This is a genomic window from Alkalilacustris brevis, assembly GCF_003350345.1.
GTDB lineage: Bacteria > Pseudomonadota > Alphaproteobacteria > Rhodobacterales > Rhodobacteraceae > Alkalilacustris > Alkalilacustris brevis.
Window position 1 is genome coordinate 69,194 of sequence record NZ_QNVJ01000064.1, and the last position, 22,387, is coordinate 91,580.

Consider the following 22,387-nt stretch of genomic DNA (forward strand, 5'->3'; position numbering starts at 1 on the left):
AGGCTCGGCAAATCGCGAGTCTGACAAGATCAGGGCCGGTCGGGCGCACCTGATTTGAAGAACTCGCGCGGTTGACCCACCTGATCGAGCAACCAGTCGATGAACCGTTTCGTCTTGACGCTGACCGAAACCGTCTTGGGCCAGATCACATAGAACGCCGCCCCCGTCGGAATCCCCATGTCGAGCGGTCGGACAAGCCGGCCCTCCGCGATCATGTGATCCAGCAGCCCAAGCTGCCCGATAGCCAGTCCGAAGCCCTGCTGCGCCGCCGAGAACGTCAACAGCGAGGTCTCGAACTCCGTGCCCGTGTTGAAATCCAGATCCACGCCAACCGCCCGCGCCCAGAACTCCCATGCGCGCCGGCGATACCGCGAATGCAGCAACTCGCCCTTCGTGACATCCTCGGGTTTGCACAGCCCGCCAATGGAATCGAGATACGGCTGGTTGCACACCACGTCGACCTCTTCGTCCCACAGCTTGCGGCTGCGCGCATCGCGCCAGTCACCGTTGCCCAGCTGCAGGGCGACATCCAGATGCGTCCCGCGGAAATCCAGCGGCTCGACCCTTGTATCGAAACGCACGCGGATATCGGGATGCCGGCGCGTAAACCCCATGAGTTTCGGCATCAGCCAGTGATGCGCCATGGTCGGGTGCACACGCAGATTGACCGTGCCTTCGGTTTCATGGCTGATCATGCGCTGGGTCGCGCGCTCCAGATCGTCGAACAGACGCGCGATCTCCAGCCCGAAAGTGCGCCCCACCTCGGTCAACTTCGCAGACCGCACGCCGCGTTCAAACAGGCTCACATCCAGATAATTCTCAAGCGTCGATATCTGCCGGCTGATGGCAACCTGGCTGACACCAAGTTCTTTTGCGGCGGCCGTGAATGTCTTGTGGCGCGACGCAACCGCGAAAGAGCGAAGCGGGTTCAGCGGCAGATTGATGCGGCGACGCTGCATAAGCTCTGGTTATCCTTGAGCGACAAATAGGCACTTAACGCACTGTCTGTTTAGGCTAATCTGCAACAAAGACAACCGTCAAGTTGGCTGTGAACCTCGCAGCGCGACCTAAATACGCTTGTGGGCACGACGGTTCCTGCGCCAGACTCCTGGTGCAGAAGGTCGCTCTGAGCAAGACGTATCAACGGGTATGTTTCTTCATGCCCAAATCCCATGAACCTCAAGCCCGATCCTCCGCCGCAAACATCTAGAGAGGCCGACCATCATGACCCAACACCGACCGCTGCCGACGGGCCGCCGCGCGCGCATTGCCGTGCTGGACGACTACATGGGCGTGGCGCATCGCCTTGCCGACTGGTCCGTGCTTGAGAAGCGCGCGGACGTGACCTTTATTCGCCACGCCATAGAACCGGCGCGTCTGGTCGAAGAGTTGGCCCCCTATGACGCCATCTGCCTGATGCGGGAGCGGACAGACCTTCCCGCCGAAATCCTGAAGGGACTGCCCAACCTCAAGGCAATCGCGGCCACCGGCCGGCGCACCCGCACATTGGACAGCGCAGCCGCTGCCGAACTCGGCATTCCCATCATGACGACCGAAGGCAGTGGCAACGGCATCTATGCGACGGTCGAACTGGCCTGGGGGCTGATCATCGGCCTGATGCGCCATATTCCCGACGAAGCGGCCGCAATGCGCGACGGCGCGTGGCAGACCCGGCTGGGCCGCGCGCTTTATGGCCGCACGCTGGGCCTGGTGGGGCTGGGCAAGCTGGGCAGCCGCATGGCGCTGGTCGCCAGGGCGTTCGGAATGAACGTGATCGCATGGAGTCCGAACCTGACCGAAGCACGGGCAGCCGAGGGTGGCGCGGACTATGCCGACAAGGACAGCTTGTTTCGCACCGCCGATATCGTTTCACTGCATCTCGTGCTTGGCGAGACGACAAAGGGGATTGTCACGGCTAAAGACCTTGGCCGGATGAAATCCGACGCATTGCTGATCAACACATCTCGCGGGCCGCTGGTGGACCATGATGCCCTGATCGAAGCGTTGTCGAATGGACGGATCGGCGGTGCCGGCATTGATGTCTACGACAGCGAGCCGCTTGCCGCCGATGCCGCGATCCGCGCAATGCCGAACGCGCTATTGACGCCGCATCTTGGGTATTCCGTGAGGGAGACCTTCGAAAGCTTCTACAGCCAGACCGTCGAGAACCTCGATGGCTGGCTGGATGGAAAGCCGCGGCGCTTGCTCTTGCCCAACTGAAAAGGCCGGCCCCCTGCAGGGCCGGCCCGATGTCTGCTTGCGTGGCGCTGGGTTATTGCCCGATGCCGCGCTCGTCAGCCAGGTTCTGCCAGATCTGCATGTCACGCAGATAGATCTCACGGAACTCGGCCGGGGTCAGGTTGCCGGCAACAGCGTAGTTCTGCTCCAGTTGCTCCTGCATCCGCTCAGAGGCCATGGCCTGGGCAAGATCCGCGTTGATCCTGTTGGCCAGTTCCTCATCCATGCCGCCCGGCCCGAACACCGCCACCCAGCCCTCGATATCGACCCCGGTAACGCCCGCTTCGCCGCTCGACGGAACATCAGGCAGCAGCTCGAAGCGTTCAGGAGCCAGCACGGCCAAGGCCTTGATACGGCCGTCATTGACATAGGGCATCACGCTGGCCGTGGTCGAGATGTAGGTATCGGCATGGCCACCCATCATGTTGGTATAGGCCTCACCGCCACCCCCGAAGTGCACGATGTCGGCATTGAGACCCGACGCCGAGATGACCAGTTCCGACATGAAGTGGCCCGAGCTGCCGGGGCCGGCGGTGCTCATGAAGATCGTGCGTTCCTGAGACTCCTCAAGCAAGCCCGCAAGATCGTCCGCGTTGACATTGGAGCCGCCGGTCAGGACATACGGGCTGGTAATCAGAAGCGAGATTGGCGTGACATCGTCTACTGGGTCGAATTGCAGGTCGGCCTGGATCGCCGGCGCGGTCGTGATCGCGGCGGTATTGATCAGCAGCGTATGACCATCCGGCGCGGCCTGCGTCATTTCCGTCGTGCCGATCATCGAGCCCGCGCCAGGCCTGTTCTGGATCACAACGGGCTGGCCCCAGATCTCTTCCAGCTCGATGGCGAGGGGGCGCGCGGTCATGTCCGTCGAGCCACCGGTTCCATAAGGAACAATCAGTGTAACCGGCCCGGTTGGAAAATCGGCCTGTGCATGGGCAACCCCTGCCCCCAGGGCCGCGACGGCCGCGGCTGTGATAAGTGCTTTCATTATCGTGTCCTCCTCATTGGTTCCGACGCGGATATACGCCTGTTTGCGGCCTTCGGGCGGCCGCTGCCCGTTTCGCGTGACGAACCGGGCGCCCATCTCGTCTGCCGTCACCCTTGCGCCGACAGTGTGGTCTTTGTTCTGCGGCGGTAACGCAGGTATGTGCTTGCCAATGTCCAGAACAGTAGCAGCGCGGTAAGCGCCAGAACGGTGCCGGCAATCGGACGCGTCATGACGACAGTGAAATCCCCTTGCGCCAACACCATTGCCCGGCGGAACTGGGATTCCACCAACGGCCCCAGCACAAAGCCCAGCAGCAGCGGCGCCGCCGGCAGGTCAGCAAGGCGCATGACGTAGCCGAGCACACCGAACCCCAGCACCATGACGACATCTGCCGGATTGGAGCGCACGCTGTAGGCGCCGATGCACACGAAGACCAGAATCGCGGGATACAGATAGTGGTACGGCACCATCAAGAGCCGCACCCACAACCCGATGAGAGGCAGGTTCAACACCAGCAAAAGTAGGTTGCCGATCCAGAAACTCATCACCAGCCCCCAGAACAACGAGGGCTGCTGTGAAATCAGCGTCGGCCCCGGCTGGATACCATGCACCATCAGGGCGCCCAGCATCAGCGCCATGGTCGCGCTGCCCGGTATGCCCAGCGTGAGGGTCGGAATGAACGCGGTCTGGTCTGCGGCATTGTTGGCGCTTTCGGGGGCCACCACCCCCTCGATGGCGCCATTGCCAAAGCGTTCAGGCGTCGCCGAAATGCGTTTCTCGAACGCATAAGCCATGAAAGACGCAATGGATGGCCCCGTGCCCGGCAGCGCACCGAAGAAAGACCCGATCGCCGATCCACGCAACCCCGGCCGCCAGGAACGCGCCCAGTCGTCCCGACTGGGGATCATGTTGCGCAGCCGTGCGCTGGATTTGTCTATCTTTCCATCGCGCTTGGCGCCAACGGAACTCAGGATCTCGCCGATCCCGAAAAGCCCCATGGCCATGGCGCTGATGCCGAAGCCTTCCATCAGGCTCATGGACCCGAAGGTGAAGCGCGCAGCACCACTCTGGCTGTCGATTCCCACGGTCGCGATCAACATGCCCAACACGACCATGGCAAGCCCCTTGGAGGGGGTGGAATTCGTGATGGTCGAGGCCGCCACGAGGCCCAGAACCATCAACGCGAAATACTCGGCGGGGCCGAAAGTCAGCGCATACTCGGCGATCAGGGGCGAGAACAGGCTGAGCATGATGATGCCGATCGACCCGCCGGTGAAGGACGCGATCGTCGTCATGAAAAGCGCGATCCCGGCACGGCCCTTCTGCGCCATCGGGTATCCGTCAAGGCAGGTCACCGCAGCCGAGGTCGCGCCCGGCATGTTCAGAAGGATCGAGGCGGTAGAGCCACCATAAGTCGTGCCATAGTAGATCCCGGCCAGCATGATCAGCGCGGCGGTCGGATCGAGATAGAAAGTGATCGGGAACAGCATCGAGATCGCGGCGAGCGGCCCGATGCCCGGTATGACCCCGACGAACGTTCCCAGAAAGACGCCCGCGAAACAGTAAAACAGGTTCGTCGGCGTGATTGCCGTTTCCAGGCCAAGGGCGAAATTGGCAAGCAGATCCATCAGAACGGCCACCGATAGGAAGGAAGTGTCAGGCCCAGCCCCAGAATGAAAATGGACCATGTCAGCAGCGCGGTGGATGCGCTCAGGATCAGTGCGCGGACAAGGGTGACCTTTGATTCGGCGAATGTTGCGATCAGGGTGGTCGCAAAGACCGACGGCACCAGCCCGAACTCTCTGATCATGAGCGCGAAACTCAGGATGCTGGCAGAGAGGACGATAAGTGCGCGAAAGCGAAGCTCAACCCTCTCGCCCCTCTGAAACAGTGCTGGAACCGCGATGATGATCCCGAAGACGAGGAGGATAGCCCCGAGCGTGACGGGCATCATCCCCGGTCCCATCCGGGTGACCGTGCCCATCGGGTATTTGGACAAGGCATAAAGAACTGCAGCCCCCCCAAAAATGGCAAGGCTCAGACCAGCAAAAGCATCACGGTAGTTTCGCTCCAACTCTTCTTCTCCCTCGCCCCTGGTACGATCGCCTTCCTTGCAGTCCGGCACCATGCGCTTATTAGCCGAGTGTGTAGATGTCGACCAGTTCCCACAACTCGCAAAAATTCGGGAGAGCATAACAAACAGTTAGGCTAGGGCTGCGACAAAAGCGGCTTGCCTCGCTGCGATTCCGGTCGCAGAACTTTCGGCATGGAACAGGAACTTGAGAAAGCAGGGTGGCGCCTGGAGGCAGATGACGGGTTTGTCGGACATGTCGGGGGCTTGTGGCGTCGCGAGGTTTCCGGGCAGACGCAAATCGCCTTCGTTGCGCGCGCACTCCATGCCAACCGCAACCGGGTGGTGCATGGCGGTATGCTGATGACATTCATGGATCGCGCCTTGGGGCAGACGGCCCGGCTGGCGACAGGGGCCGTGCGCGGTGCGACTGTCAGCCTGACCCATCAGTTCCTTGCGCCGGTACGGATCGGCGATCTGGTTGAAGTGACACCGCAAATCACCAAGGCGACGTCCCGCATGGTCTTTATGACGGGAACGGCTTTTGTCGGTGATGTCCCGGTCGTCTCCGCCCAGGGCGTATGGCGGGTATCGCACTCACCGCGTTGACGGCGCGGTCAGCCCTTCAGGACGACCAGCCCGTCGGCCGCAGCAACACCCTGCCCTTTTGGCAACACGAAAAGGGGGTTGATTTCCGCCTCTTGCAAGCGCTCGCCCAGCGCGTCGCCCATGCGGGCCAGCGCCTCGATGGCGACCACGAGCGCGTCAATATCATGGGCCGGGGCGCCACGGAAACCTTCGAGCAGGCGCGCAACCCGCAGGTCGTCCACCATCGCGCGCGCGTCGCCTTCCCTCAGCGGCAGAAGGCGCAGCGTACTGTCGCCGGAAAGCTCTGCCTGCACTCCGCCGGCCCCCAGCAGGATCAGCGGCCCCAGTTGCGGATCACGGCGCAGGCCCAGGATCATCTCGATGCCACCCCGAACCATCGCCTGAACAAGATAACCTTCCGGTTCGGGAAGGCCCTGCGCGGCCAGAGTCTCGGCCATCTCTGCCATGGCCGGCGCCACGGCCTCGGGCACAAGACCGACGCGGACGCCGCCCACATCGGATTTGTGCGCGATCTGGCGCGACAGGACCTTGAGGACGACAGGCCCGCCCAGCCGGGCCGCGGCTGCTGCCGCTTCGTCTGGCGTCTGCACCACATGGCTTTCCGCCCCGGCGAGACCGAAAGCATCAAAAAGCGCGCGCGCCTCGGCCTCGTTCAGCGTCCCTGTCGGCAGATCGGTCGGCACTGCCGCGGTGCCATCCACGGCCATCGGCGCCCCGACCGGAGGCATAGGCAGCGCGGCCTTCAGGACGGTGGCGCAGGTTTCGGGCGCCGTGAATGCCGGCACGCCGTCGCGATTCAGCAAATCGACGATATGCGGTGCGTGCGGGCTGACATAGGCGATCAGCGGCTTGTCACTCGCGGCAGCCCCGGCGCGGATTGCGCCGACAGCCACATCGGGCCTCGCAAGCGCCGAAGAGCCCACAACAACCACGACGCCGTCGATCCCGTCCGAGCTAAGCAGGGTTTTCGTTGCAGCCGTCATGATCGCTGGCTCGACCCCGGCCAGTGTCACGTCGACCGGGTTGCCCGTCATGGGCGTATCATTGCCCAACAGCCCCGCCAGTGTCCTGCCGGTTGCCGCATCGAGTTCGGGCACATCCAGCCCGAGGATTCCGCAATTGTCAGCGACAAGGCTGCCTGCCCCACCTGTCGATGTCAGGATCGCGACGCGCCGCCCGCGCATCCGGCGCCGGCTGGCCAGCATTGCCGGAAGGTCGAGCAGGTCGCTGAAGGTCTCGGCCCGGATCGCACCAACCTGGCGAAAGAGCGCGTCATAGGTGCGATCCTCTCCTGCCATCGCGCCGGTATGCGACACTGCGGCGCGGGCGCCCGATTCCGACCGCCCGACCTTGTAGACCACAAGCGGCTTTCCCGCTGCGCGCGCGAGATCGGCTGCGGCGCGAAATTTCTCGACTGACCGGATACCCTCGACATAGGCCGCGATGACGGTGGTCGCCTCGTCATGGGCATAGGCCGCGATCAGATCGGCGATGTCGAGATCGGCCTCGTTCCCGGTCGAGGCCAGTTTGCAAAAGCCGATCCCGCGCGCAGCCCCGCGCGACAGAAGCGCGCCCAGGATGCCGCCGCTCTGCGAGGCGACAGAGATGCCTCCCCTGGGAATATCGTCGCCTTCCAGCGCCCCGCTCGCCGACAGCACGATGCCCCGCGACAGGTCCATCGCCCCGATCGTGTTCGGGCCGAGCAGCCGCATCTCGCCGGCGGCCTCGCGCAGCGCATCCTGCCGGCGGCGCCCTTCATCGCCGGCTTCGCTGTAGCCGCTGGCCAGAACGATGGCCAGCTTGCAGCCTTTGGCGGCAAGGTCGCGAACCGCCGCCTCGGCCCGTTCGACGCCCAGAAGCACGATCGCCACGTCAGGGGCACCCGGCAGGTCGGCGATGCCGGCATAGCAGGGCAGACCCGCGATTTCCTCCGCGCGCGGATTGATCGGCCAGATATCGCCGTCGAACCCATGCTTGAGCAGGTATGCGACCGGCCGCCCGCCGGTCTTGTTGGGGTCGGCCGATGCGCCGACGACCGCCACGCTTTTGGGTGACCAGAGCGCGCCCAGCGCTGTCTCAGGATTGGTCATTCGTGATCTCCCGTGTCCACGCCGAGCACGCGCAGATCGCCCTTTCTCCGTGTCGGGCCGGCCTCTTCGGCAAAGCGCGCGCAATCTGCGGCAAGCGCATGGGCGTCCTGCTGTTGCGCCCAATGAATCGGCCCGCCAACCCAGCGCGGAAAGCCGTAGCCATTCACCATCGCCACATCGACATCGCCGGGCCGCAGCGCGACCCCTTCCTCGACGACACATGCCGCCTCGTTCACGATGGCGGCCAGGGCGCGGCGCTGAATGTCCTCTGCAGACAGGCTCTGCCGCGCGATGCCTTTCTCGCTTGAGGCGGCCGTGATCAGCGCCTCGACCTCAGGATCACGTTGCGGTTTGCTATCCTCGCCGTAGCGATAATACCCCGCGCCGGTCTTGCGCCCGAACCGCCCCGCCTCGCACAGCCGATCGGGGATATGAACATAGCGGTCGGCCGGATCGCGCTCGGCGGCTCTCTGCCGCCGCATGTGCCAGGCGATGTCGAGCCCTGAAAGATCGGCAACCGCGAACGGCCCCATAGCGAAACCGAAGGATTCCAGCGCCGCATCCACCTCGTGCGGCAATGCGCCGTCTTCCAGCATGAATTCGCAGGCCGCGCGATAGGCGGCATAGATCCGGTTCCCTATGAACCCGAAGGCGTTCGCGGCCTCGACCGGCTGTTTGCCCAGCATCCGCGCGACGGAAAGGCCGGTGGCCATCGCCACATCGCTGCTTGCCGCGCCGCGCACGATTTCGAGCAGCTTCATGATATGGGCGGGGCTGAAGAAGTGCAGGCCGATCACCCGCTCGGGCCGCGTCGTTTTCGCGGCCATCCGGTCGATATCCAGGTAGGAGGTGTTCGTTGCGAGAATGGCGTCGGGCCGCAGGATGGTGTCGAGCTTGCCGAAAAGCTCTTCCTTCACCTGCTGATCCTCGAACACTGCCTCGATCACCAGATCGCAGGGAGCGAGCGCGGCAAGGTCCGAGTCCACCGTCAGCCGTTTTTTCGCGGCCTGCGCCGCCGCAGCACTCATCCGGCCCCGCTTCACACCGCCGTCGATGGCCTGTTCGATCCGCTCCACACCTTTGGCCAGAGCGTCGGCATTGCTGTCGATCAGAACGACCGACTTGCCGGATTGAAGGATCGCCGTGGCAATCCCGGCCCCCATCGTGCCGCTGCCGATGACACCGAACAGATCGACCGGCATCGGAGCGGCATCGCGTCCGGGCTTGCCGCGCGCAGCTTCACGTTCGGCAAAGAAGATGTGCCGAAGCGCCTTTGCCTCAGGCGCGGTGCGCAGCTTCTGGAAAGTCTCGCGCTCGGCATCGAGACCTTCGCGCGCGGGCACCTTTCCGGCCTGGCGAACATGATGGATCGCCGCCAGAACATGCGGGCGCGCGCGTCGAGATGCTCGTTCGGCAGCCGCTTCGGCGTCATCGCCTTCGGGCACGTCCAGGTCGATCACGCGCCGTTTCGTGCCGGCCATTGCACGGGCCTTCTCGACCGCGGCGCGGCGCAGGTCGCCGTCTTCGACCGCATCGATCATGCCCAGGGCCAGCGCCTTGTCGGCACTCACCCTTGTAGCGCCTGCGATCAGCCGGATCGCCTCTGCCCGGCCGACTAGACGTGGCAGTTTTTGCGTGCCGCCGGCACCGGGAATGATCCCGAGTGCCGTTTCGGGCAGTCCGACCATCGTGCCGGGGGCGGCAATCCGCGCGTCGCAACCAAGTGCGAGCTCATACCCGCCGCCGAGCGCCGCGCCATGCAACGCCGCGACAAAGGGTTTTGATGCCCCCTCGATCGCCGCGATCACCTGCGGCATTTGCGGTGGCCCGAGCGGAAGATCGAACTCGCGGATGTCGGAGCCGGAAATGAAGCTGCGCCCCGCCCCGATCAGCACAGCGCCTTTCAGGTCGCCATCGGCCTCCACCTTGTCGATAGCCGCGAGGAGCCCCTTGCGGATGTCATGCGACCCCGCGTTGACCGGCGGGTTGTCGATGGTCAGAACGGCAATCTCGCCGTCGCGCTCGAAATGAACTTTCCCTGCCATCACGCCCTCACCCGTATCAATGCGTCCACCGCCGCAACGCCTTCGCCTTTTGGCAGCACGATGAGCGGGTTGATCTCGCCCTCGATGATATCGGTCGAGGCGGCGAGGTCCGACACCGCCACCACGGCCCGCGCCAGGGCGTCGAGGTCGCCTTGCGGCCTTCCCCGCGCCCCACCAAGTATCTGGGTGACCTTCAACGATGCGATCATCTCTTTTGCGCCATCCAGATCGACCGGGGCCAATCGCATGACCGTGTCGCGGTAGATCTCGGTGAAGATGCCACCGGCGGCCAGCACCACGACCGGCCCCACCTGCGGATCCCGGCGCATTCCGATCAGAACCTCGCCGACGCCCCCGCGCATCTGCTGGACAAGCACGCGCCTGACCGCGTGACCCGGCAAGTTGGTCGCTATGTTGTCCTGGATCGCCGCCATCGCCCTGGCCAGAGCCTCCGGGCCGCTGATGCCGACGATGACGCCGCCTGCATCGCTCTTGTGGGGGATCGCGGCATCGAGCACCTTGACGACAACGGGATAGTCGAACGGCAGGTCAGGCACCGGGCTGGACGTATCGAGTGCCACCCATTCGGCCACAGGCAAGGCGGGAAGGCGCGTGTAGGCCTCTGCCTCATCCAGTGTGCGCCCCTCACATTCGCCAATGTCCTCGACAACCTGCGGCAGGGCCGGGACCTGCCGCTGTAGCGCGGCCGCCACCGCGTCGGCGCATGTCTCGGGGTCTTCGAAAACCGGAACGCCGGCGCCGGCAAGCCGCCGCGTCGCGTCCGGGGCATCGGGCACCAGGAAAACCGCGAAAGGGCTGCCGGGCGCATCGATCAGATCAAGCGCGGGCTGCACTGCAAGCTCCGGATTGAACCGGGCCGACGACCCGACACAGACCAGAACCAGATCGAACTCGGGCGCCTGCCGAAAAACCTCGATCGCTCCGCGCATCACGTCATAGCGGGTGCCGGCGAGGGTCAGGTCAAGAATCCGGTTATGTCCTGCCTCGATGCCCTTGGCGGCCAGCCGTTCGCAAGTCTCGGCGCTTGGCCGCACGATATCGACCCCTAATCCCGCAAGCTGGTCAACGGCCATCGCCGCGCCGCCGCCAGTGGTGGTTATCACGCCGACACGCCCGCGGCGCCGTTGAGGCGCGGCAGGCACGCGCGCCAGCAACGGCGCGACCTCGAGCAGACCCTCGAACGACGAAACGCGGGCAATCCCGCAGGCCTTGAGGAAGACATCCGCAACCTCGTCCGCACCAGCCAGCGATCCGGTATGCGATTGCGCCAGTTCGGCCGCCTCGTCGGAACGGCCCAGCTTGAACGCCGCGACAGGCTTGCCACGCTTTGCGGCCTTGCTGGCGAATTCTCGCAGCTTGTCGGCGTGCCGCATGTGCTCAAGAAAAAGCAAGAACCCGGTCACGGCAGGGTCGTCCAATGCGGCCAGGCAGACATCGCCGATCGAAAGATCGGCCTCGCCGCCGACCGAGACCAGACCGGCAAAGCCCAGCCCCTTGCGCTTGCCGCGCGACAACAGGGCACCGATCAGGCTGCCGCTATGGGACGCCACGAACAGGCCGCCTTTCGGCAGGTCCGGCTCCGCGAAGGCGGCATTCGCCGTCAGAGTCATGCCGTGGTGCAGGTTGGCAAGGCCAATGGACGATGGCCCCAGCACACGCAACCTGCCCCGCCCGGTCAGGGCCTGCAGCCTGGCCATGTTGGCTTCCCCTGCCCCGCCGGCCTCGGCAAAGCCGGTGGCAAGCACGGTCGCAACCGGCACGCCAAGCGCTTCGCATTCCTCCAGAGCATCCAGCGCGCGGCCTGCGCCGGTCAGGATGAAGGCGTGCTCGGGCACCTCCGGAAGCGCGGATAGCGCGGGATACGACCGCTCGCCCTGAACCGTCTCGCGGGTCGGGTTGACCGGAAAGACCGTGCCACCATACCCTGCGGCCCGCAGGAACCTGAGCGGGCGGCCCGAGGTCTTTTCGGCATCGTCCGACACGCCAACCAGCGCGATGCTGTCAGGCCGCAGCAGCGATTTCTGCCATACCATCCCGCCCATCACGACGGCCGCTGGCTGAAGCGACGGTCAAACACATGTTCGGCGATCCGGTTCTTCAACATCTCGATCGACCCGCCGGCGATCTGCCAGCCGCGTGTGCGCTTGACGCAGTATTCCACAAGGCTTTCGGTCGAATACCCATAAGCCCCCATCGCCTGCATGGCCGCATTCGCCACGTCGAACCCGGCCTCATTGCAAGCCAGCTTCGCAACAGCGGTGTTGAATGCGGAAGGAAGGCCGTTCTCGTCGCCATCCCGCGCCGCGCGGTAGAGCAGCATCTGCGCGCTCTCGAGCTTCACGATCATTTCCGAGAATTTCCATTGCAGGCCCTGGAATTCGCACAAGGGGCGGCCGAATTGCGTCCGCTCGGTCGCGTGGCGGCGCGCCACCTCATAGGCATGACGGCCCAGCGCCAGCGCGCGCGAGGCATTGCCGATGCGTTCGACATTGAAGCCCGAGATCTGCTTCTTGAACCCACCCGGACCAAGCAGCAGGTTTTCAGCCGGGATCCGGCAGTCTTCGAAGTAAAGCGGGCACCATTCCTCTCCGCTCATGAAGGGAGAGGGTTGCCCGATGGTGAAGCCCGGTGTCCCACGCTCGACCAGAACAGATCCGATACCCTTCGTGCCCGGCCCGAAGCGGACGTAGATCAGGAACAGGTCGGCATGGGGGCTATGCGTGGAAAAAACCTTGGAGCCGTTGAGCACATAGCCGTCGCCATCCTCACGCGCGCTTGTCTTGAGCTCCGTGACCGCAGAGCCCGCATCCGGCTCGCTCATGCCCAGCGAGATCAGTTTCTTGCCCGCCAGCAGATCGGGCAGCCAGCGTTCCTTCTGGGCGGGCGATGCGAATTCGGCGAAAGTGCGGATCGGGCCGAAGTTTCCGGCCTGCACGACATCGGCGCTTTTCGGGCAGACCATGGCAAGCTCCTGGATCGTGATGACGGCATCCATCAAGGTGCCACCGACGCCGCCGTCGTCTTCACGAATGGTTATCCCAAGCATGCCCATCGCGGCCAGCTTCTCGGCCACGTCCCATGGGTATTCCAGAGAGTGGGCCCGCGCCAGCGCGCCCTCGGCCAGCTCACCTTCGGCAAAACGGCGCACGGCATGGGCCAGTTCGGCCTGATCTGGGGTAAGTCCGGATATCACGGGCTTGGCTCCTTCTTGGCTTTCGCACGGGCTCGCATTGCCCGCAGCGTCCTTATCAAGCCAATACGGGGGTGCAGGAAAGTGACCAGACGTGTTAATTGCATAACCGCAGATCAGCCTTTCTCTGGGTGAACGCCAAATCGTTCAAGGGCAGTGGCGATGCCCTGCCCGACACCCATGCAAATTCCGGCCAGCGCGTGGCGCCTGCCGGTCAAGACCCGGCGACGCTCTCATCGAAATGGTGCAGCGTGCCGCGAATGGCCGCGTCACCGCTGCCGAGGCCTTGGAGTATCGAAAACCACCGTTCGCTCATGTTTCGTCGCCCTCCAGGGTCGAGATGTCGCCCTCGGGCAGGCCAAGCTCGCGCGCTTTCAGCAACCGGCGCATGATCTTGCCCGAACGCGTTTTGGGCAGGCTGTTGCGAAACACGATCTCGCGCGGGGCAACGGCGGGGCCGAGCCGCTTGCGGGCATGGCCGCGGATGGCGCGCTCGGTCTCCTCGTCGGCCTCGAAGCCCGCATTGAGCGTGACATAGGCCTTGACCACCTCACCGGCGGTCTCGTCGGGGATGCCGATGACCGCGGCCTCGGCCACGGCCTCGTGCTCGATCAGCGCGCTTTCCACCTCGAACGGGCCGATCAGATGGCCCGACGACTTGATCAGGTCGTCGGCGCGGCCAATGAACCAGAAATACCCGTCCTCGTCGCACATCGCCAGATCGCCGGTCAGATACCAGCCATCGGCGAAGCACTTGGCGTAACGCTCTTTCTCGTGCAGGTAGCCGCGCATCATCGACGGCCAGCCCTCGCGCAGCGCCAGTTCGCCGATCTCGCCCGCCTCCAGTTCGCGCAAGGTGTCGTTATCGCGCTCGACCACGCCGGCCTCGATCCCCGGCAGCGGCTTGCCCATGGAGCCGGGCCTGATATCCATCGAGGGCGTGTTGGCGATCATGATGCCGCCGGTCTCGGATTGCCACCAGTTGTCGTGGAACGGCTTGCCGAACACCTCGTGCCCCCAGACCACGCATTCGGCGTTGAGCGGCTCGCCGACGCTGGCGGCAAAGCGCAGGGCCGAGAAATCATGCCCCTTCGCCGCCGCCTTGCCGGCGCGCATCATCATGCGGATTGCCGTCGGCGCGGTGTACCAGACCTGCACGCCCTCGCGCTCAAGGATGGAATACCAGCGCTCCAGATCGAACTCGGCCTCGTCCACGATCATCGTGACCCGGTTGGCCAGCGGCGAAATGATGCCGTAGCTCATCCCCGTGACCCAGCCGGGATCGGCGGTGCACCAGTAGGTATCGCCCGGCCGCAGATCGAGCGCCATCCGCCCGGTTTCCACATGCGCCACCACCGCGCCATGCACATGCACCACCCCCTTGGGCTTGCCGGTGGTACCCGAGGTGAAATGCAAAAGCGCCATGTCCTCGGTATCGGTTGCGACAGTCTCGAACGTGTCCGACGCCTCGGCCATTGCCGGGCCGAGCGCCACGCAGCCCTCGGGCGCCTCATCGCCCACGATCAGCACCAGCTTCAGCGATGGCAGATCATCGCGCCAATCGGCCACCTTGCGCCGGTAAAGCGCCGCGGTGGTCACCAGTACGCTGGCTTCGCCGATCTCCATGCGCGCGCGCACCGGCTCGGGGCCGAAGGCGGCAAACAGCGGGCTGACCACCAGCCCGGCCTTGAGCGCGCCCAGCGTGGCGGTGTAAAGCGCGGGCACGCGGCCCATCAGCGTGAACAGCCGGTCGCCGCGCTCCAGCCCGTGTTCGGCCAGCACGTTGGCGAAGCGGTTGGCCTCGGCGGCCAGATCGCCATAGCTGATCTCGCGTCGCGCCCCATCCTCGCGGCCCAGCCAGCGGATCGCCACCTGGTCGGCATGTTCGGGCAGGTGCCGCTCCACCGCTTCATGGGCAATGTTCAGCCCGCCGCCGGGCAGTCCGGCCAGCCGCCTGCGCGCGTCCTCCCAGGAAAACGCCGCGCGGGCCTCGGAATTGTCCGCCGCGGCGTCACGCGCGGCTTTGGTCTTGCGGATAGGTTCGAACTCCATCTGCCTGTGCTCCTTGCCTCCGCGGCACCGGCCAAAAGCCCCCGGAACCCCGATTCCATGCGATCGGAGGCAAGGCTAGCATATCCCGGCACGCTGGAAATTGAGCGCCGTCAACGACGGCACATCTGCGCTGGCCCCAGATCGCGTGCAAGTTCGCCGCGGATCAAAGCTGCATCCGGGTTTCGGTCCCGATCGAGCGCAAGGATCTGGCGCAGGGGTCGGCGCTGTCGTTCCGGGCGCGCGGGTGGGCGAGCTTGGCGCCTTTGGCTACGACCCGCTGGCGATCACCTCGTTCCGACCCGAGCGCGAGGTGCGCGCCAGGATGCAGCGCGATCCGGTAAACATCTGCTGCAAGGCCGGCCCACCCCCTGCGGACCGGTCGCAATGCCGACCTGAAGGTGATGGACATGAAGCACGAACAATGCGCCAACCAGGCGCCTGCCGCGAACCGCCCGCATGGCGATGGCAGCGACCGCCCTGATAATGCGGCGGCCTGCCCGGCTTGTGGAGAGGCCGACCGCGTCGCAAGCCCGATCACGACCGTTTTCCACGCGCAGGGCTCGCTGGCCGTGATCCGGGATATTCCGGCCATGGTCTGCCCGAGCTGTCACGAGGAATACCCCGACGATCAGACCGCTATGCGGCTTGACCTGACCCAACGATGTAAGCCTTGAGCGCTACGAATACCCCTCGCACCCGGCTGAGCCGGTGAAGAATCGCATGCGGGAATCGGCGCGCCTCGTGCTGGAGGATGCCCGTGCCGCAAGCGGCATGAACGGTTCAGTGGTCTCCCGGGCGGCGCGCGTCGAAACGGTCGAGCACGGCGGCCAGATCCGGCGTCAGCCGGGCGCGCGCCTGTTCCGCGATCTCGCACGGCACGCCGAATTTGGCCTCGGCCACGGAGCCGGCGATACAGGCAAGCGTATAGGTGTCGCCGCCAAGACAGATGACTGTGCGCACCGCGTTCTCCCAGTTGTCGGCCTCGAACGCGGCGACCAGCGCCGGGGGCATCGTTCCGGCAGCCGAAACGTCGAAGCCGCCGCGCTTGAGCGCGGCCTCGGGGCGCAGATCATAGCCGAAATCCCGCTCCAGGCGGTCACGCACGCCTTCGCGCTGCGTTCCTTGCCTGAGCAAAAGGATCGCAAGCGCCACGGCCTGCGCGGCGGCGACGGCGTGCGGGTGGTCGTGGCTGACCGACGCCTGCGCGGCGGCCAGATCCAGCGCCTCGGCCTCGGTTTCGGCCCACCAGCCGACGGCCGAGCCCCGCATCGGTGCCCCGTTGCCCCAACTTCCATAGGCTGGCGCATCGTCGGAGAACGCCCAGCGCAAGAACATGCCCCCGTAACCCGCATCCGGATACCGGCGGACCAAATCGCGCAGCGTGGCCGCGAAGTTGCGCCCGCCCAGCATCGCCTCGGCGATGGCGAGCGTGCAGACCGTATCATCGGTAAAGCGGCACTGCCTGTGGAACAGTTCGAAATCCCGTGGCGGGCGCACGTGGCCCTCGAACCGCGATCCGATGATGTCCCCGGCGATGGCGCCCAGCATGACGATCTCCATACGGCCTGTTCGATCTGTGCCATCGCCTGCCCGGCAAGTGGTGGCACGCCCGACCGGCACAGGCTTCTCAACCCATCTGGACCTGTTCACTCCATCAAATCAGGCAGCGATGGTCAACGCGGCCCTGCCCGGTGATGAGGTCGGTTTGCCGCCTTTCACTGCCGTGCTGCCAGACGCAAGCCCCGTTGCGGTCAGCTCCGGTTGCCCAGCACTTCTGCCACGCGGGCCATGAAATCCTCGCCGCGGGCCTCGAAATCGCGGTATTGGTCGAAGCTGGCCGCCGCAGGGGCCAGCAGCACGGTCTCGCCCGGTGCGGCCTCGGCGCTGGCGCGGGCCACGGCGCGCTCCATGGTTTCGCAGATCTCGTGCGGGCAGTCGCCGATCTGCAGCGCAAAGTCGCGTGCCGAATGCCCGATCAGATAGGCCTTGACCACATTGCCCAGTTGCGGGACGAGCGCGGCAATGCCGCCATCCTTGCCCAGCCCCCCCGCGATCCAGCGGATACGGTCGAACGCCGCCAGGGCGCGCGCGGCGCTGTCTGCATTGGTGGCCTTGGAATCGTTGACGTAGCGGACACCGCCGGCCTCGGCCACCAGTTGCGAGCGGTGCGGCAGACCCGGAAAACTGGCCAGCGCGGCCTCGATCGCGCGCGGTGCCATCCCGAGCGTGCGCGCCACCGCCCAGGCGGCGCAGGCATTCTGGTGGTTATGTGCCCCCGGCAGCCCCGGCAGCGCACGCAGATCGCTTGCGGCCACCTGCCGCCCCTTGCGCCATTCGGCCAGAAACCCCTTGCGGGCAAAGACCATCCAGCCCGGCCCGGTCAGCTTGCGCCCTGACGAGGTGCGGATCACGCGGGCATCCTCGGCCGCCTCGGCCATCTGCCCGGCGAGAAACCGGCCCTCGGGCTCGTCCACGCCGATGATCGCACGGTCGGGTCCGCCCTCGGCAAAGAGGCGCCGCTTGGCCGCGAAATAGCCGCCAAGGCCGCCGTGGCGGTCCAGGTGGTCGGGGGTAAGGTTGGTGAATACCGCTATATCGGGGGTGAGCGCGCGCGCCAGTTCCGTCTGGTAGGAGGACAGCTCCAGCACGATCACCTCGCCATCCACGGGCGGGTCGAGATCGAGCACCCCGCGCCCGATATTGCCCGCCATCTGCACCGGGCGGCCATCAGCGGCCAGGATGTGAGCGATCAGCGCCGTGGTGGTGGATTTGCCGTTCGATCCGGTCACCGCGACCACGCGCGGTGGTTGGTCGAAGCGCACCCATTCGCCCAGCCCCAGCGAGCGGAAGAAAAGGCCGATGTCGTTATCCACCGGCACCCCGGCATCGAGCGCAGCGGCAACATGGCGGTTGGGCGCAGGGTAAAGATGCGGGATACCGGGGCTGACGATCAAGGCGGCAACATGCTCGAACGCGCCGGGGCGGGAAAGGTCGTGCAGGGTCAGCCCTTCGGCCTCGGCGCGGGCGCGGGCCTCGGGGCTGTCGTCCCAGACCAGCGCCTCGGCCCCGCCGTTAGCCAGTGCGCGCGCGGTGGCCATGCCCGAGCGCCCCAGCCCCAGAACGGCAAGCCTGCGCCCCTCGTATCCCCGGACCGGAATCATCGCTGCCCCTTCCTGCTTGTCCTGCCCTCTTGTCCGATGCAGGCGCGGCTTGTGCAAGCATTCGCTTGTGCCGGGCGCACTCAGGCGCGGTCGATCGCGGCAAGCAGTTCGGCGTGGCGGCGGGTGAAGGCCGCGCGCACATCGACCGGCGGGCGTGGCGCGATATGCAGGCCCTTCAGATGCGCGCCCGCAGGCTTGCCGAAAAAGCGATCGGCCTCGGCCCGGGAAAAGCCGGCGATCTGGGTTGCCTCGGCCCAGGCCGAAAGCCGGTCGGCCCGCTTGATCGCCGCCTTGATGCGCGCAGGCAGCACCGCAGGCAGGCCGAACCGGATATGGATGGCCGCCGCGAGCCGCGCCTCGAGCGCGCCGTAGCTTTCGCCCACCGCCGATTTTACAGGGCTGATCATGTCGCCGATCACGTATTCCGGCGCGTCATGCAGCAGCGCTGCCAGTTGCCAGCGCGGATGCTGCCCCGGCGCGATGGCCCGGAAAAGCGCCTCGACCAGCAACGAATGCTCGGCCACCGAATAGGGCCACTCGCCGGTGGTCTGACCGTTCCAGCGCGCGACAAAGGCCAGCCCGTGGGCGATGTCCTCGATCTCGATATCCATCGGCGTGGGATCGAGCAGATCGAGCCTGCGGCCCGAAAGCATCCTCTGCCAGGCGCGGGGTTGTCGGCTCATGTCTTCACGTCGAGGTCGTGGGCGAAGCGATCGAGGTAGCGTAGAAGCTTTCGGCGCGTGGCGACGTGGCGCAGCAGGATGATCAGCAGCGACAGCGGCTCGCGCAGGCGGTTGCGGGTGGGCTCCTCGACCTGGATATGGGGAAAGTAGGCCTTGAGGAATCGGGCGTAGGCCTTGCGGTAGCGGGGGGGAAGGCCGCCTTTTGCATCCCCGTTCCAAGGCTTTGCCCAGGATATGAAATGGATGATGTTGGGCCCCTCTATCTGTTCAAAGAAGGGGCGTTTCATGGAAAGCTGCCAATTCCATTTGGGCGGCAATTCAGCCCATTTTTTGTGCAGGGCTATGTTGAGCAGGGATTGGTCGACCAACAAGAGTTTCCCATTCAGCCTGCGCCCGGTTTCTAGGCATTGATCAAGGATATTCTGGAGCTGATAGGCGGCGCTGTCGATCACCAGCACCCCGGAGTTAAAATAACTTGCCTGAGACAACCCGGCGGTATCGAACTCGGCCGCTGGGCGACCGGGCGTGAACCATTGCCAGATATCGCGCACCGCCGCAACGCAGTGCGCGCCCATATCGATCTCCATGAGGGCCGATAGATCGCCGCCTTCGACGAAAACATCCGAGTCCAGATAGAGTATCCTGCGATAGGCGTCGCCAATCGCCATTGGCAACCCGAGCCTGATATACGAAGCCTCCGTGAAATGACCGTTCAGGCTCTGGCCCTCGAACATGTCGTCAAGGTCCACGCGACAAACACGCAGCCCCAAACCTTGCAACGACTGCGGCAGGTCGACCATATCGGCCGACACGATACAGATATCGTAGTCCCGTTCGCCCGGCAGCAGCGCGATCTGGCGTGCGGCAAACAGGGCGAAGGGCAGGTAATTATCGTCACAGCAGAACACGACCGCCTTGTCAAAGCGTGCCGGTTGCGTCTGTTCAATGATCTTCAAGGCTTGTCCTTCAAGGCTGTCTTGGCGAGCGCGGCGCAGTTGCCGTGGAACGGGTCAAGTGCTAAGTCGCCGTCAACAGACCTTATTGTCAAGGAGCGCAAGGCGCATGTCGAAGGACTACATCGTCAAGGATATCTCTCTGGCCGACTATGGCCGCAAGGAACTCGCCATTGCCGAGACCGAAATGCCCGGCCTGATGGCCCTGCGCGAGGAGTTCGGCAACGCCAAGCCGCTCAAGGGCGCGCGCATCGCCGGCAGCCTGCACATGACCATCCAGACGGCCGTTCTGATCGAGACGCTGGTCGCGCTGGGGGCCGATGTGCGCTGGGCCTCGTGCAACATCTTCTCGACGCAGGATCATGCCGCGGCGGCGATCGCCGAATCCGGCGTGCCCGTCTTTGCCGTCAAGGGAGAGACGCTTGAGGAATACTGGGATTACGCCGACCGGATCTTTGACTTCGGCAACCAGCCCGCCAACATGATCCTCGATGATGGCGGCGACGCCACGCTTTACATCCTGATGGGTGCGCGCGTCGAGGAAGGCGAGGAAGACCTGATCGCCAACCCCGGCAGCGATGAGGAGGTCGCGCTGTTTGCCCAGATCCGCAAGCGGATCAAGCAAAGCCCCGGCTGGTTCATACGCCAGCGCCACGCCATCCAGGGCGTGACCGAGGAAACCACCACCGGGGTGCACCGCCTCTATCAGATGATGGAAAAGGGCCACCTGCCCTTCCCGGCGATCAACGTCAACGACAGCGTCACCAAGTCGAAGTTCGACAACAAGTATGGCTGCAAGGAAAGCCTGGTCGACGGCATCCGCCGCGCCACCGACACGATGATGGCCGGCAAGGTCGCGATGGTGTGCGGCTATGGCGATGTGGGCAAGGGTTCGGCCGCGTCGCTGCGCGGCGCCGGCGCCCGCGTCAAGGTCAGCGAAGTCGACCCGATTTGCGCGCTGCAGGCCGCGATGGACGGGTTCGAGGTTGTCACGCTGGAAGATGTGGTCAAGACCGCCGACATCTTCATCACCACCACCGGCAACAAGGACGTGATCCGCATCGAGCACATGCGCGAGATGAAGGACATGGCCATCGTCGGCAATATCGGCCATTTCGACAACGAGATTCAGGTCGCCGCGCTGAAGAACCACAAATGGACCAACATCAAGGACCAGGTGGACATGATCGAGATGCCTTCGGGCGCGCGGATCATCCTGCTGTCGGAGGGGCGGCTTCTGAACCTGGGCAATGCCACCGGGCACCCCAGCTTCGTGATGTCGGCCAGCTTTACCAACCAGGTGCTGGCGCAGATCGAGTTGTTCACGCGCGGCGATCAGTATGAAAACAAGGTCTATGTGCTGCCCAAGCATCTGGACGAAAAGGTCGCGCGGTTGCACCTCGACAAGGTCGGCGCGCGACTGAGCAAACTGAGCGACGAGCAGGCCGAGTATATCGGCGTGACACCCGAAGGGCCCTTCAAACCCGAGCACTACCGCTACTGACAGCGCCGGAGCACCGCCACGCAAGGCCGAGGCGGTGCTTGCCGCCCGCTGCTGCGGGGGGCCATGACCGAAGGTGACAGAGATGCCTGCACTCACCCTGCGCCCGGCCCACGCAATCGTTCTGGCCGCGATCATGCTGCTTGCCGCGTTGCTTTGGCCCGGGCCGGGTGGGGACATTGCCTTCTGGGCGTTTCAGGTGGTGCTGGTCGCGGTGCTTCTGGCAGCCGGGGAGTTTCGCAAGAGCTATGCCATTCCGCGCGCCGACGGTGGATGGACCATGCGCGAGCGGCTGCATCTGGGGCTGGTGCAGGGCGCCTTCTTCATGGCGCTGATGCTGGTCGTCGGGGCCGAAGGTGCGCGCGAAACCCCCGCCTCATGGCTGATCTCGGCACTGATGGGCGGCGCGTTCTTTGCTCTGATCGCCGCCGTGACGGGCGTTTTCGGCCCGACTGGCGACACTGATCGTATCGCCGAGTATGACCGCAGCTCCAACCGCATGGACAACCCCGGTGACCGGCTGCGCCTTTATGCCATGCCGGTGGTGATGCTGGGCATCGCGCCCATCTTGGTCCTGCCCGGCGGGCTGCTGGCGCCCGCGCTGGGGCTGCCGGTCTATCTGCTGCTGGCGGTGGCCGTGGCCGAGCCCGCGCCGCTTTACCCCCGCAGGCCCGAAGCCGAAGAACAGGCATTGTGGAACCACCAGTGGCATCTGGTGCTACGCATGGCCGCCGTGATCCTGCTGGCCGTGGTGATCTGGCAGCGGCTCTGACCTGACAAATGCG

The 22,387-nt window shown here is 65.1% G+C and carries 18 protein-coding genes; 5 read left to right on the top strand and 13 right to left on the bottom strand.

Features of this window, described 5'->3' with window-relative positions:
* Window positions 1–29: 29 nt before the first annotated feature.
* A complete protein-coding gene (locus DQ229_RS09885; RefSeq protein ID WP_202909550.1) occupies window positions 30–959 on the bottom strand; it encodes a LysR substrate-binding domain-containing protein in 930 nt (309 codons plus the stop codon).
* Between the two features lie 265 nt (window positions 960–1,224).
* Between DQ229_RS09885 and DQ229_RS09890 the strand changes: the two genes are divergently transcribed.
* The gene (locus tag DQ229_RS09890) at window positions 1,225–2,220 is read left to right on the top strand and encodes a D-2-hydroxyacid dehydrogenase family protein (RefSeq protein ID WP_114966109.1); all 996 of its coding nucleotides are present in this window, start codon (window positions 1,225–1,227) and stop codon (window positions 2,218–2,220) included.
* 52 nt (window positions 2,221–2,272) lie between these two features.
* Here DQ229_RS09890 and DQ229_RS09895 read toward each other — a convergent pair whose 3' ends face one another.
* The 3 genes from DQ229_RS09895 to DQ229_RS09905 all read right to left on the bottom strand — a co-directional run bounded on the left by DQ229_RS09895 (window position 2,273) and on the right by DQ229_RS09905 (window position 5,300).
* Entirely contained in the window at window positions 2,273–3,226 is a 954-nt protein-coding gene (locus DQ229_RS09895; RefSeq protein WP_162300823.1) for a Bug family tripartite tricarboxylate transporter substrate binding protein, read from the bottom strand.
* Between the two features lie 107 nt (window positions 3,227–3,333).
* Window positions 3,334–4,854 (bottom strand): tripartite tricarboxylate transporter permease, encoded by a 1,521-nt coding sequence (locus tag DQ229_RS09900; protein WP_114966313.1) that lies wholly within the window; start codon window positions 4,852–4,854, stop codon window positions 3,334–3,336.
* On the bottom strand, window positions 4,854–5,300 hold the full coding sequence (locus tag DQ229_RS09905) for a tripartite tricarboxylate transporter TctB family protein (protein WP_162300824.1): 447 nt from the start codon (window positions 5,298–5,300) through the stop codon (window positions 4,854–4,856). The genes DQ229_RS09900 and DQ229_RS09905 overlap by 1 nt, the downstream gene beginning before the upstream one ends.
* Window positions 5,301–5,492: 192 nt before the next feature.
* Here DQ229_RS09905 and DQ229_RS09910 point away from each other — a divergent pair, with 192 nt between their 5' ends.
* Window positions 5,493–5,906, top strand: a complete 414-nt coding sequence (locus DQ229_RS09910; RefSeq protein ID WP_114966112.1) for a PaaI family thioesterase — start codon at window positions 5,493–5,495, stop codon at window positions 5,904–5,906.
* Window positions 5,907–5,914: 8 nt separating this feature from the next.
* Here DQ229_RS09910 and DQ229_RS09915 read toward each other — a convergent pair whose 3' ends face one another.
* From DQ229_RS09915 to acsA, 5 genes are all read right to left on the bottom strand, one after another.
* Window positions 5,915–7,996: an acetate--CoA ligase family protein gene (locus DQ229_RS09915; RefSeq protein ID WP_114966113.1), complete on the bottom strand. Its 2,082-nt coding sequence runs from the start codon at window positions 7,994–7,996 to the stop codon at window positions 5,915–5,917.
* Window positions 7,993–10,041, bottom strand: coding sequence for a 3-hydroxyacyl-CoA dehydrogenase NAD-binding domain-containing protein (locus DQ229_RS09920; RefSeq protein ID WP_114966114.1), 2,049 nt, complete (start codon window positions 10,039–10,041; stop codon window positions 7,993–7,995). The genes DQ229_RS09915 and DQ229_RS09920 overlap by 4 nt, the downstream gene beginning before the upstream one ends.
* On the bottom strand, window positions 10,041–12,104 hold the full coding sequence (locus DQ229_RS09925; protein ID WP_114966115.1) for an acetate--CoA ligase family protein: 2,064 nt from the start codon (window positions 12,102–12,104) through the stop codon (window positions 10,041–10,043). The genes DQ229_RS09920 and DQ229_RS09925 overlap by 1 nt, the downstream gene beginning before the upstream one ends.
* Window positions 12,104–13,255, bottom strand: a complete 1,152-nt coding sequence (locus tag DQ229_RS09930) for an acyl-CoA dehydrogenase family protein (protein WP_114966116.1) — start codon at window positions 13,253–13,255, stop codon at window positions 12,104–12,106. The genes DQ229_RS09925 and DQ229_RS09930 overlap by 1 nt, the downstream gene beginning before the upstream one ends.
* Window positions 13,256–13,564: 309 nt before the next feature.
* Window positions 13,565–15,304 carry an acetate--CoA ligase gene (acsA, locus tag DQ229_RS09935; protein ID WP_114966117.1) on the bottom strand — a complete coding sequence of 580 codons (1,740 nt, stop codon included), beginning with the start codon at window positions 15,302–15,304 and terminating at the stop codon, window positions 13,565–13,567.
* Between the two features lie 401 nt (window positions 15,305–15,705).
* Between acsA and DQ229_RS09945 the strand changes: the two genes are divergently transcribed.
* On the top strand, window positions 15,706–15,978 hold the full coding sequence (locus tag DQ229_RS09945) for a type II toxin-antitoxin system MqsA family antitoxin (RefSeq protein ID WP_114966118.1): 273 nt from the start codon (window positions 15,706–15,708) through the stop codon (window positions 15,976–15,978).
* A 106-nt stretch (window positions 15,979–16,084) separates the two neighbouring features.
* Here the strand turns inward: DQ229_RS09945 and DQ229_RS09950 are convergent, their stop codons facing one another.
* From DQ229_RS09950 to DQ229_RS09965, 4 genes are all read right to left on the bottom strand, one after another.
* A complete protein-coding gene (locus DQ229_RS09950) occupies window positions 16,085–16,864 on the bottom strand; it encodes an ADP-ribosylglycohydrolase family protein (protein ID WP_202909551.1) in 780 nt (259 codons plus the stop codon).
* Between the two features lie 191 nt (window positions 16,865–17,055).
* A complete protein-coding gene (gene murD, locus DQ229_RS09955; RefSeq protein ID WP_114966119.1) occupies window positions 17,056–18,465 on the bottom strand; it encodes a UDP-N-acetylmuramoyl-L-alanine--D-glutamate ligase in 1,410 nt (469 codons plus the stop codon).
* An 80-nt stretch (window positions 18,466–18,545) separates the two neighbouring features.
* Window positions 18,546–19,148: a YfbR-like 5'-deoxynucleotidase gene (locus DQ229_RS09960; protein WP_114966120.1), complete on the bottom strand. Its 603-nt coding sequence runs from the start codon at window positions 19,146–19,148 to the stop codon at window positions 18,546–18,548.
* On the bottom strand, window positions 19,145–20,104 hold the full coding sequence (locus tag DQ229_RS09965) for a glycosyltransferase family 8 protein (RefSeq protein WP_162300825.1): 960 nt from the start codon (window positions 20,102–20,104) through the stop codon (window positions 19,145–19,147). Before DQ229_RS09965 ends, DQ229_RS09960 begins: the two co-directional genes overlap by 4 nt.
* A 106-nt stretch (window positions 20,105–20,210) precedes the next feature.
* Between DQ229_RS09965 and ahcY the strand changes: the two genes are divergently transcribed.
* On the top strand, window positions 20,211–21,605 hold the full coding sequence (gene ahcY / locus DQ229_RS09970) for an adenosylhomocysteinase (protein ID WP_114966122.1): 1,395 nt from the start codon (window positions 20,211–20,213) through the stop codon (window positions 21,603–21,605).
* An 82-nt stretch (window positions 21,606–21,687) separates the two neighbouring features.
* The gene (locus tag DQ229_RS09975) at window positions 21,688–22,374 is read left to right on the top strand and encodes a hypothetical protein (protein WP_114966123.1); all 687 of its coding nucleotides are present in this window, start codon (window positions 21,688–21,690) and stop codon (window positions 22,372–22,374) included.
* Window positions 22,375–22,387 lie beyond the last annotated feature (13 nt).

Excerpts from the sequence above, each read along its gene's own strand:
- DQ229_RS09885 (WP_202909550.1), bottom strand. The coding sequence starts at position 959 with ATGCAGCGTCGCCGCATCAATCTGCCGCTGAACCCGCTTCGCTCTTTC.
- DQ229_RS09890 (WP_114966109.1), top strand. The coding sequence starts at position 1,225 with ATGACCCAACACCGACCGCTGCCGACGGGCCGCCGCGCGCGCATTGCC.
- DQ229_RS09895 (WP_162300823.1), bottom strand. The coding sequence starts at position 3,226 with ATGAAAGCACTTATCACAGCCGCGGCCGTCGCGGCCCTGGGGGCAGGG.
- DQ229_RS09900 (WP_114966313.1), bottom strand. The coding sequence starts at position 4,854 with ATGGATCTGCTTGCCAATTTCGCCCTTGGCCTGGAAACGGCAATCACG.
- DQ229_RS09910 (WP_114966112.1), top strand. The coding sequence starts at position 5,493 with ATGGAACAGGAACTTGAGAAAGCAGGGTGGCGCCTGGAGGCAGATGAC.
- DQ229_RS09915 (WP_114966113.1), bottom strand. The coding sequence starts at position 7,996 with ATGACCAATCCTGAGACAGCGCTGGGCGCGCTCTGGTCACCCAAAAGC.
- DQ229_RS09920 (WP_114966114.1), bottom strand. The coding sequence starts at position 10,041 with ATGGCAGGGAAAGTTCATTTCGAGCGCGACGGCGAGATTGCCGTTCTG.
- DQ229_RS09925 (WP_114966115.1), bottom strand. The coding sequence starts at position 12,104 with ATGGGCGGGATGGTATGGCAGAAATCGCTGCTGCGGCCTGACAGCATC.
- acsA (WP_114966117.1), bottom strand. The coding sequence starts at position 15,304 with ATGGAGTTCGAACCTATCCGCAAGACCAAAGCCGCGCGTGACGCCGCG.
- DQ229_RS09945 (WP_114966118.1), top strand. The coding sequence starts at position 15,706 with ATGGACATGAAGCACGAACAATGCGCCAACCAGGCGCCTGCCGCGAAC.
- DQ229_RS09950 (WP_202909551.1), bottom strand. The coding sequence starts at position 16,864 with ATGGAGATCGTCATGCTGGGCGCCATCGCCGGGGACATCATCGGATCG.
- murD (WP_114966119.1), bottom strand. The coding sequence starts at position 18,465 with ATGATTCCGGTCCGGGGATACGAGGGGCGCAGGCTTGCCGTTCTGGGG.
- DQ229_RS09960 (WP_114966120.1), bottom strand. The coding sequence starts at position 19,148 with ATGAGCCGACAACCCCGCGCCTGGCAGAGGATGCTTTCGGGCCGCAGG.
- ahcY (WP_114966122.1), top strand. The coding sequence starts at position 20,211 with ATGTCGAAGGACTACATCGTCAAGGATATCTCTCTGGCCGACTATGGC.
- DQ229_RS09975 (WP_114966123.1), top strand. The coding sequence starts at position 21,688 with ATGCCTGCACTCACCCTGCGCCCGGCCCACGCAATCGTTCTGGCCGCG.